The 10,023-nt window shown below is 68.4% G+C and carries 10 protein-coding genes; 6 read left to right on the forward strand and 4 right to left on the reverse strand.

The window, feature by feature from the left end; all coding sequences use genetic code 11:
• Positions 1-269: 269 nt before the first annotated feature.
• The 4 genes from ITJ56_RS17630 to ITJ56_RS17645 are packed head-to-tail and all read right to left on the reverse strand — an operon-like array spanning position 270 to position 4,073.
• Positions 270-938 carry a hypothetical protein gene (locus ITJ56_RS17630; protein WP_194631938.1) on the reverse strand — a complete coding sequence of 223 codons (669 nt, stop codon included), beginning with the start codon at positions 936-938 and terminating at the stop codon, positions 270-272.
• A 19-nt stretch (positions 939-957) separates the two neighbouring features.
• Complete coding sequence (locus tag ITJ56_RS17635; RefSeq protein ID WP_194631939.1) at positions 958-1,722, reverse strand: DeoR/GlpR family DNA-binding transcription regulator; 765 nt, start codon at positions 1,720-1,722, stop codon at positions 958-960.
• A 33-nt stretch (positions 1,723-1,755) separates the two neighbouring features.
• Complete coding sequence (gene pdxA / locus ITJ56_RS17640) at positions 1,756-2,778, reverse strand: 4-hydroxythreonine-4-phosphate dehydrogenase PdxA (RefSeq protein WP_194631940.1); 1,023 nt, start codon at positions 2,776-2,778, stop codon at positions 1,756-1,758.
• Complete coding sequence (locus ITJ56_RS17645) at positions 2,775-4,073, reverse strand: four-carbon acid sugar kinase family protein (protein WP_194631941.1); 1,299 nt, start codon at positions 4,071-4,073, stop codon at positions 2,775-2,777. The genes pdxA and ITJ56_RS17645 overlap by 4 nt, the downstream gene beginning before the upstream one ends.
• A 153-nt stretch (positions 4,074-4,226) precedes the next feature.
• Between ITJ56_RS17645 and ITJ56_RS17650 the strand changes: the two genes are divergently transcribed.
• The 6 genes from ITJ56_RS17650 to ITJ56_RS17675 all read left to right on the forward strand — a co-directional run.
• Entirely contained in the window at positions 4,227-5,207 is a 981-nt protein-coding gene (locus ITJ56_RS17650; RefSeq protein WP_194631942.1) for a phosphoglycerate dehydrogenase, read from the forward strand.
• A gap of 10 nt (positions 5,208-5,217) precedes the next feature.
• The gene (locus tag ITJ56_RS17655) at positions 5,218-6,189 is read left to right on the forward strand and encodes an aldo/keto reductase (protein ID WP_323749863.1); all 972 of its coding nucleotides are present in this window, start codon (positions 5,218-5,220) and stop codon (positions 6,187-6,189) included.
• A 53-nt stretch (positions 6,190-6,242) separates the two neighbouring features.
• Positions 6,243-7,007, forward strand: coding sequence for an HpcH/HpaI aldolase family protein (locus tag ITJ56_RS17660; RefSeq protein ID WP_194631943.1), 765 nt, complete (start codon positions 6,243-6,245; stop codon positions 7,005-7,007).
• Between the two features lie 200 nt (positions 7,008-7,207).
• Positions 7,208-8,605: an MFS transporter gene (locus ITJ56_RS17665; RefSeq protein WP_228518166.1), complete on the forward strand. Its 1,398-nt coding sequence runs from the start codon at positions 7,208-7,210 to the stop codon at positions 8,603-8,605.
• Between the two features lie 119 nt (positions 8,606-8,724).
• Positions 8,725-9,693, forward strand: coding sequence for a cyclase family protein (locus tag ITJ56_RS17670; protein WP_194631944.1), 969 nt, complete (start codon positions 8,725-8,727; stop codon positions 9,691-9,693).
• A gap of 31 nt (positions 9,694-9,724) precedes the next feature.
• Positions 9,725-10,023 (forward strand): class II fructose-bisphosphate aldolase (locus tag ITJ56_RS17675; protein ID WP_194631945.1); only part of this gene is annotated, 299 nt, incomplete at its 3' end.

The following is a 10,023-nucleotide window of genomic DNA, read 5'->3' on the forward strand; positions in this document are numbered from 1 at the left end:
CCTATCTGCGGAGTGCTCCGGGAGTGCGAAATCTGCCGCGCAGACATCGTTCGAAGCGGTCCTGGACGGCCGATTGGCGCGCTCCGTACGCCCCCATATCAGGGGGTTTCGTTACAGGGTGAGCGTCGCTTACGTTCGTCGCGCAGCCGGTCGATCAGGGGGAATGGTTTTCCTTGATCATTAGTACACCCTCGGTCCGACCGTCGCGGACAGTGGTTGCGGCTGTACGTGTACGAGCACGCCACACCGGCTCGGCGGTTCTACGCTCGTCACGGTTTCATTCCCACTGGACGCACTCGCGCGCTCGGCTTCACCGAGGGCAGCACTTTCGAGATGGTGCGACCTCTGTAGAGCAGGTCCGATGCCCGGTAGCCGATGCTTGGGTTCTTGCGGTGGTTGCAACACCTGACGGATGGTGTGCTGTGGTGACCTACTCGATTTTTCTCCGGCCTGATCTGTTGCAGGTGTTCTGGGCGAGGATGCAGGCGGGTGATTTCATCACCGGTGGGGTCGAGCCGTTGGGCACGAGCAGGCGGACCGGGAAACGGATCCTGGTGGACGCGGGCGGGGTCCGGCCGCGGCGGGGCCGGGACCTCACGGGCCGCTGCTTGACGTTCGCGGAGCGGGAAGAGATCGCGGTCCTCCGCGCGGAGGACAAGTCGCTGCGGTAGATCGCTGGCGCTGGCGGCGGTGAGGAGCATCGTGCGGGTGCGGGCTCGCGGCAGCGCTTGCGCGAGGACGGCGTTGGAGAGGTACCCGCCGATGGTGCAGATGATGAGGAAGTAGAACAGGGACGTGCCCTTGCGGTCCTCGCTGGTGGTGGGCGCGACGTCCTCGTTCGTGACCTTCCCGCCGAGCTGCGCGGCGACCTGCGAGCCGAGCGTCTTCACGGTGGACGCGGCGAGCTGGCCGCCTGCACTCGCGGTGACCGTGGTCACGTCCCGCGGTGGGGTGCGATTAGGCCGTCGCCACCATGACACCTGCTGCAGCAAAGCGCTCGATGAGCTCCGGGGCGATGCCGTCATCGGTGATCAGCGTCCAGTCGCCGCCGAGCCGGCTCCATGCGTGGAAGTCCGACTGCGCGAGCTTCGACGAGTCAGCGAGGACGTACACCGTTTCGGCACGGCGAGCGATGAGCTCCTTGACGCGAACCTGACCGAGGTCCGCTTCACAGACGCCACGTTCCGGCGATACAGCGTCGGCGCCGAGGTATGCCGCGTCGAATGTCAGGTACTCTAACGCGGCCTCAGTGAGCGGGCCGACGAACCCGTTGCTCAGCGACCGGTACTCCCCACCGAGTGTGACGAGGCGGACGTCCTCACGCTCGGCCATCTCGGTGATGACCCCGACGCTGGTGGTGGTGACGGTCAACTCGGCGTTGGGCGGCAGCGCATGGGCGAATGCCGCGACCGTTGATCCGTTGTCCAGGAACAGCGAGGCCCCGGGGACCACCGTTGCAGCGGCTCGCCGAGCGATGTCGCGCTTCGCGTCAGAGTGCTCGCCGAGCCGCTGCCGAAGGGACGCCTCGGGGTGTGCTGCGGCCGCCATCGCGCCGCCGAACGTTCGGGTCAGCTTTCGTTGCGACTGCAGCGTCGCGAGGTCACGTCGGATGGTCGACGCCGTGACGCCGAACCGTTCGGAGAGCTCGTCGACGCTCGCGAGCCCGACGTTCGTCGCGAGCGTGACGATGGCATCGCGTCGCGCTCTGGCCGAGGTCGACACCGGGCACCTCCGGGTGGCAGGAACAGGGACGTGCTACGCGCCCTGGACCGAGGTGAGCGCACCCGAGGTCGGAGCGAGCTCAGCTGCTTGGCGGAGCGCCTCGACCATGCTAGCGACATCGGCCTTGCCGGTTCCGGCAATGTCGAACGCGGTCCCGTGGTCGACCGATGTGCGGATGACCGGGAGGCCGACGGTGATGTTGACGCCGGCCTCGATCCCGAGCACCTTTACGGGCCCGTGGCCCTGGTCGTGGTACATGGCCACGACCAGGTCGTAGTCGCCCCGGCCGGCGAGGAAGAAAAGGGTGTCCGCAGGCAGCGGTCCGATCGCATCGATCCCGTCTGCACGGGCCGCCTCGATGCCGGGGGCGATCTTCTCCGCCTCCTCCCCGTAGCCGAACAGGCCGTTCTCGCCGGCGTGCGGGTTGATTGCGGCGACACCAATCTTCGGGTGCGGGTTGCCCGCCCGCACCAGGGCCTCGTTGCCCCGACGGATGGTCCGCGCGACGAGTCCGGGTTCGATGCGGCGGACAGCGTCGATAAGACCGACGTGGGTGGTCACGTGAACGACCTTGAGCTTGGCTGTCGAGAGCATCATCGAGACCTCCTCGACACCCATGAGCTCGGCGAGGAGTTCGGTGTGCCCGGGGAAAACGTGGCCACCGGCGTGCAGGGCCTCCTTGTTCAACGGTGCGGTGCAGATCGCCTGGACCTTCCCGGCCATGGCCGCTTCGCAGGCGACGCGGATGTACTGGAACGCCGCGTCACCGGCGACTGGCGACAGCTGCCCCCACGGCAGGTCCTCCGGCAGGAGCCCGAGGTCAATCAAGTCGATGGTCCCGGCTTCGTGTGCGGCATCAGCGATGTCGTCGATGACGTTGAACGTTGCATCGACGCCACGGATGGCTGCGGCCTGACGCAGGCGATTGAGGTCGCCGATGACGACCGGGCGACAGACCGCCAGGACGTCCGGCGAAACGACGGCTTCGACGACGATCTCTGGGCCGACGCCGGCCCCGTCGCCCATGGTGACGGCGACGATCGGAGTGGTGTTCATCGGAGTGCTGCCTTTCGGTTCGTGCGGCTGGCGGCCGCTTCGGCGTCGTACGCGGCCGCAGAGCGACCGGTCGAGTCGGCCTGGAGGATCATGGCGGCGTCGAGCAGGTTGGTGGCAGACCCGAAACTGCCGGGCCGGGTGACCACTAGACGGCCATCGGTCGTGCGGGACACGACGCAACCGGGCTCGATCGTGCCTTCGGGCACGATGGTCGTAATGTCGAGACGGCTGAGCACGGAGCGTGCCGTCTCCCCACCCGTCAACACCAGGGCGGCCCGTCCGCTGATCGCGGCAGCAACGATGCCCAAGCCGTCGGCGAGACGCCGAGCGAGCTGCGGCACCGGCGCATCCCGGTCCTCCACGCAGATCGCGGCGCACCCGGTGAGCAACGCTGCGCGAACTGCACGGATCGCCGGATGCTCGATGTCGTCGAGCTCACGCCGGTCGACCGCGCGGAGCAGGACCTCTCGGGGCAGGGGCACGACGGGCACCCCGCTCGCCGCAAGGACGTCGAGCTGGTCGGCCGCCGCAGTGCTGGCGGTGCCGACAACGAGCAGGACGGCACGACGCTCCTCGGCAGGTCCGAGCGAGGCGGCGGCGGGGCTGTCGTCGTCCGGTCCGGCTGCTCTCCGGAGGCGCCCCAGCGCCGCAGCGGCACCACCGGAACCGACGATCGTGATGTCACCGGCGGCCAGCGCGCCGATGATCCGGTCGAGGTCGTCATCAGTCACGGCGTCGAGCACGGGGACATCCCCGGCAGCGTGTGCGCGCGCGACCGCCTCGACGACGGCGTCAGCACCTGCCCGAATGACCGCAAGCGGGATGCTGCGCGCCCGGGTGCCGACCGCGGCAAGGGGCCCCTCGACGACCTCGGCCTCGAGGCCGTGCAGTCCGGCGTCGGAAACCGGACGCCCATGGACGTGGAGCGCACCGTCGACGACGGTTCGCCCGAGCGCCGGGAGCGCGGTCGCGACCACCACCCGAGCGCCGGCGTCGAGGAGTCCGTCGATGACATCACTTACGCCTCCACGCAGGAGAGAGTCGAGCTTCACCAGCCGGACCGGCGCCCCAACTGCGAGCAACCGCTGAGCGGTCCGCCCGACCGCAGCCCGTCGATCGGCCGGTAGGAGCGACCGTGTGTCGCAGTCGAGCACGAGGTCCGCAGCGGACCGCGTGACGTGGTCAACGGCGGCCGACAGGGTCAGCGCGACCGTCGCCGGCACCGACCCGATGACCGCTGCAACCTCGGCCGCGCCGGAGAGGTCATCGGCGATCACTGTGATGCGGCGCGCCATCGGCCCCTCCTCGGACTCTGCGGGACCAGGCCTGACGGGCCCAATCAACTGCACGAAACACGCTAATACGGTTGCGTGAAACGCGCAACCGTGTTCTTATGGTCCGGTCGTCGGGGCTGACGCCGACGACTTGATGTTGGACGGAGCCACCCCATGCAACACCCGCTTGCGACCCTGCTCGTCACCACTCCGAGCTTTGGGCGATTCTCCCCCGAGCCGGCAGCCGCAGCCGAGGCGCACGGGATCGCCCTCGTCCGGCCGGAGGGACGACACCCCCTGACGTCGGAACAGCTCGCGGCGGAAATCGAGCGCCTGCGCCCGGACGCTGTCCTGGTCGGGCTCGACGACGTGAGCGGACCGGTACTCAACGTGCTCGACGAGGTCCGCGTGGTTGCGAAGCACGGCGTCGGAACTGACAACATCGACGTCGCCGGCGTCGAGCGCTCGGGCGCAGTCGTGATCAATGCCCCAGGCAGTAACAGTGACGCGGTGGCCGACCTGGCCGTATGCCTGATGCTCATGGGGACCCGACAGGTCGTCGCCGCCGACGCGAGTCTGCGTCGCGGGGAATGGACGACGTTCTCCGGGCGCGAGCTGAGCGGCTGCACGGTCGGTATCATCGGCTTCGGTCGGATCGGCCGGGCGGTTGCGCAGCGGATCCAAGCGTTCGGGTCGCGCGTCGTCGCCTACGACCCCTACCTCCCGGACGACGCCTTCACGGACGCCGGGGTCGAGCGTGCTGCACTCGAGGACCTGCTCGCGGCGTCCGACGTTGTCACCCTGCACATGCCCGGCGTCGACGGCGAGCCGCTGCTCGACCGCGACGCGTTGGCCCTGCTCCCGCACGGCGCCGTCCTGGTCAACGCCGCGCGCGGCGGACTCGTCGACGAAGCAGAGGTCGCCCACATGCTCCAGGACGGGCGGCTCGCCGCAGCGGCCTTCGACGCCTTCGAACAGGAGCCCCCGACGGACTCCCCACTGCTCAGCGCCCCGAACGTCATCCTGACGCCGCACATCGGCGCCTACACCGACCGCGCGAACGCAGCGATGGGCGTCGCGGTCGTCGACGACATCGCCCGCGTGCTGGCCGGCGACGCGCCGAACGGGCGCGTCCTCGCCCCGACGGCCGACTGAGAGGAACCCCGTGCGCGACATCGACATCCAAGGCCGGCGCCTCACCCCAGCCGTCCTCGGCACCATGACCTTCGGCGACAGCGTCGACGAGCCGACCGCGGCCGCGATGGTGGACCTGTTCCGCGAAGCCGGCGGGACCGGCATCGACACCGCGAACGGGTACGCCGGCGGTCGCAGCGAGGAGATCCTCGGCGCGGTCCTCGCCGGGTGCCGTGACGACGTCGTGCTCGCGACGAAGGTTGGCATCCCGCACCCGGACGCGCAAGGAGCTCCGCCGCTGTCCGCCGCGTCGATCGACCGGTGCGTCCACGCGAGCCTGCGGCGACTCCGGACGGACCACGTCGACGTGCTCTACCTGCACCAACCGGACCGGTCGACCCCGGACGAGGAGACGCTGACCGCCGTGCGGACGCTCGTCGACTCTGGCGCGGTGCGCACCTGGGGCGTTTCAAATTACGCGGCCTGGCAGATTGCGGAATTGCGGCACACGGCCGCAGGACTCGGGCTCGCCGCTCCCGTCCTCGGACAGCAGGTCTACAGCGTGATCGCGACCCGGATCGACGACGAGTACGCCGAGTACGCCACAAGCACCGGGCTCGGGACGGTCATCTATAACCCGCTTGGCGGCGGGCTGCTCACCGGCAAGCACCGTCCGGACGAGCAGCCGGCGGAAGGACGGTTCGGCTCCTCCCCCCTTGCCGGCATGTACCGCACGCGGTACTGGAACGACGAGGTCTTCGCCGCCGTGGAGCAGCTCCGCTCGGTCGCCGAGGGCGCGGGGATCCCGATGGCCGAGCTCGCACTGCGGTGGACGATCGGCCGTCCCGTCGTCGACGCCGTCCTGATCGGCGGGTCCCGGCTCACGAACATCGAGGCGAACCTCGCTGCACTCGCATCGGGTCTGCTACCCGACGACGTGCAGCGGGCCGTCGACGACGTCGCCGCCTCGCTCCGTGGTCCGATGCCGGCGTACAACCGCTGACGAGGACGCACGGGCACCCTGACGAACACCCCCTGATGAACGAGGAGCACCACATGCCCACCAACAGTTTCGCCGAACGAGTCCGCGCCGGAGAACGCACGATCGGGTACTGGGTCGTGATGGACTCCCCAGTGTCGACTGAACGGATCGCGCGCTCCGGCTACGACTACGTCGCCATCGACGCTCAACACGGGCTCATGGACTACTCCGGTTGGCTTCGGAACCTCACCGCGATTGATGCCGCGGGTACGGGAGCCGCCGGCATGGTGCGGGTCACCGCGAACGAGCCCGCGGCCATCGGGCAGGCGCTCGATGCAGGAGCCACCGGGATCATCGTGCCGCTCATCGACACTGCGGAAGACGCGCAGCGCCTCGTGCGTGCCGCCAAGTATCCGCCGGTAGGAGCGCGCTCGTACGGGCCCATGCGGTCCGGACTCCGGATCGGGCCCACCCCAGCGGTCGCCGACGCGGAAACGCTCGTCCTCGCGATGATCGAGACCGCGCAGGGCCTTGAAAACGTCGACTCGATCGCCGCGACACCGGGTATCGACGGGCTTTACGTCGGCCCCTCCGACCTCGCCATCGGACTCGGCGGTTCGGCTCCGGGCGACCCGGCTGTTCAGGACGCCTTCGACGCCGCGCTGGCCGCCGTGCTCGACGCCGCCCGACGCCACGACAAGGTCGCCGCGATCCACACGCCGGGCGGCGCCGTGGCGGCTGAGCGGCTGGCGCAGGGCTTCACCGTGGTCACTGTGGCCTCCGACCTCGTCCACCTCGAGCAGACGGCCAAGGCGCACCTGGACGCGGCCCGCGCCTGAGAGCGCTCTTCTGCACCAACGCGTGGATCATGCAGCAGTGATCCCGCGCCGAAGCGAAAACACCATAAACCTGAACGTATTCAAGGGTTGTCGCGCATCTCGCGCAGTTTCGATTACGCGAGACACGCAGTAGCCTGATTCGGCCCCGCTCTTCCGGCGGGGCAGTCACCCATCGTGGAGGTCAATGATGATCACGGACAATGCGACCCGAACCGCGGCCGGCGCTCATGGCTGACCGGCACGAGCGCGCGGTACCGGAAGCGCTCACCCCGGACCAGGTCCCGCCCACCGGCTCCATCCGAGCCGGTGGGACGGGCATCCGCCGCCGCACCGGCTGGGTGCGCTACGGCGTGCTCACGTTCCTGTCCGTCGGCATCGCGATCAACTACATCGACCGAACAGCGCTCAGCGTTGCGATGCCGGAGATCGCGAAGGACTTCGGCCTCGACTCCGCCGCGACCGGCGTGATCCTGTCGTCGTTCTTCTGGGCGTACGTCGTCTTCATGCTGCCTGGCGGGTACCTTGTCGACAAGATCGGGCCGAAGTTCATGCTCGGGCTCGGCAGCGTCATCTGGGGCCTGTCGACGATCGCGCTCGGGTTTACCCGCGGATTCATGAGCTTGTTCATCGTGCGTCTGGTCATGGGTGCGTCCGAGGCACCGTCTTACCCCGGGGCATCGCGCACCGTCCGAGACTGGTTCCCGAAGTCCGAACGCAGCTTCGCCTCCGGTACGTTCAACGTCGGATCGAAGGTCGGCGCGACGCTCGCGATCCCCTTCGTCTCGATCCTCATCGGTTCCATCGGATGGCGCGGCGCGTTCATGGTCGCGGGCGTACTGGCGTTGCTGTGGGGTCTCGGCTGGTGGGTCGCGTACCGGTCGCCGCAGCACAGCAAGATGCTCTCCGACCGGGAACTCGAGCACATTGAAGCGGGCCAGGAACCCGAAACTGCCAGCGACATGAAGATCACCGGGCTGCTGTCCCAGCGAACCATTCAAGCGATGTCTGTCGGGTTCTTCTGTGTCAACTTCGTGTCGTACTTTTTCTTTACGTGGTTCCCGACCTACATGATCAACACCTTCCACCTCAGCATCCTGTCCTTTGGGTTTATCGGGACGCTGCCCGGCATCGCGGCAATCATCGGCGGCTTCGTCGGCGGCTGGGTGTCGGACGGCATGTACCGGCGCGGCTACTCGGTCACGACGGCCCGCAAGGTGCCGCTCGTGGTTGGCATGCTGGGCAGCACCGCGATCGCGTTCGCGGCGTTCAGCCCGTCCGTCTGGACGGCGGTCACGCTGCTCTGCGTGTCGAACTTCGCGGCGACCGGCGCCGCGAGCGCGCTCTGGGCGCTGCCGACCGACGTCGCACCGTCCCGTGCTCACGTCGGCACCATCGGCGGCATCCAGAACACGGTGTCGAACACGGCCGGCATCATCGGGCCAATCGTCATCGGGTTCATCATGGGCTTCAGCGGCTCGTTCGTGATCCCGCTGATCGTCGCAGGCGTCGTGTCCCTCGCCGGCGCGCTGACCTACGCGTTCTGGCTGCCGAAGATCAAGCCGTTGGAACCGCGAAAGCCGCGCAGCGCGCTCGTCTGACCCCTTGACCCCGGCGGTATCACTCCTGACCGCCGGAGAGCGGCCGCTCGGCGACGCCCCTCCCATGTTTTGCGTGGGAACTTCGCCGTGCGGCCGCTCCGACCTCGAAAGGCACAGCAGTGACCGACCCCACCTCCGACCCCGCTTCGATCGCTGAGCTGCTTCATGACTCCCCGTCCAATTGGGGACGATGGGGCGAGCACGACGAAGTGGGCGCCCTCAACTTCCTGACCCCCGATATCGTCCTCCAGGCCGCTCGAACCATTCGGTCCGGGAAGACGTTCACGCTGCAGGCCCCGGTCGGCACTGACAAGGGCGACCCGACCACGTTGAGCCGCACCAGCGCCATCCGCCGACAGGTCGCCGATGCGTCCACGTGGTACCCCGGTGGCCGAGAGCTCGGCCCGGGGGCACCAAAGTTCGCCGACGACGCTATTGACATCTACCTGCAGGGCACGACGCAGGTCGACGCGCTCGGGCACGCATGGTACGGCGACCAGATCTGGAACGGGTACGACGAGACCACCACCATCGGCGGTCTCGACGTCGCGAGCGTCGCACCGCTTGCGCGACACGGCATCGTCGGACGCGGCGTCCTGCTCGACATGGCACGGCACCGCGGCGTCGAGGTCCTCGGCAAACGGGACACCTTCGACGACCGCGACCTCGAAGCGTGCGCCGCAGCGCAGGGCGTCGAACTGCGCCCGCACGACATCATCGTGATCCGCACCGGCGTCATCGGCAGCTACTGGTCACGCGACCGCGACGAGTTCTACGCGGACTGGTCCGAACCCGGGCTCGAGTACCGGCCGGAATTGGTCAAGTGGTTCCACAAGCGGGAGATCCCCTGCTTGGTCACCGACACGATGGGGAACGAGATCACCCTCGACCCCACCACCGGGTTCAAGCTGCTCCTCCATAACGCGCTCATGCGCAACCTCGGGATCGTGATGACGGAACTGACCGTGCTCGACGAGCTCGCGGACGACTGCGCGGCCGACGGGCAATGGGACTTCCTGTTCGCGGCCGCGCCGATCCTCGTGGAGAAGGCCGCCGGCGCGCCCGTCAACCCCATCGTCATCAAGTAAGACCACCACTCAACGCAGAAGGGATCCCGCAGTGCCCATCGCAACGCCGGAACAGTACGCCGAGATGATTGAACGCGCGAAGGCGGGCAAGTTCGCGTACCCCGCGGTCAACGTCTCCTCCTCCCAGACCATCAACGCGGTCCTGCAGGGTCTGCAGGAGGCCGGTTCCGACGGCATCCTCCAGGTCACGACGGGTGGTGCCGACTACTTCGCGGGCCAGACGGTCAAGAACCGCGCCGCCGGTGCCCTCGCTATGGCGAAGTTCGCCCACGAGGTCGCCAAGAACTACGACATCACGGTCGCGCTGCACACCGACCACTGCCCGAAGGA

Origin of the sequence: Curtobacterium sp. VKM Ac-1376 (genome assembly GCF_015351025.1) — a bacterium.
Lineage (GTDB): Bacteria > Actinomycetota > Actinomycetes > Actinomycetales > Microbacteriaceae > Curtobacterium.

Excerpts from the sequence above, each read along its gene's own strand:
- ITJ56_RS17650 (WP_194631942.1), top strand. The coding sequence starts at position 4,227 with ATGCAACACCCGCTTGCGACCCTGCTCGTCACCACTCCGAGCTTTGGG.
- ITJ56_RS17660 (WP_194631943.1), top strand. The coding sequence starts at position 6,243 with ATGCCCACCAACAGTTTCGCCGAACGAGTCCGCGCCGGAGAACGCACG.
- pdxA (WP_194631940.1), bottom strand. The coding sequence starts at position 2,778 with ATGAACACCACTCCGATCGTCGCCGTCACCATGGGCGACGGGGCCGGC.
- ITJ56_RS17645 (WP_194631941.1), bottom strand. The coding sequence starts at position 4,073 with ATGGCGCGCCGCATCACAGTGATCGCCGATGACCTCTCCGGCGCGGCC.
- ITJ56_RS17665 (WP_228518166.1), top strand. The coding sequence starts at position 7,208 with ATGCGACCCGAACCGCGGCCGGCGCTCATGGCTGACCGGCACGAGCGC.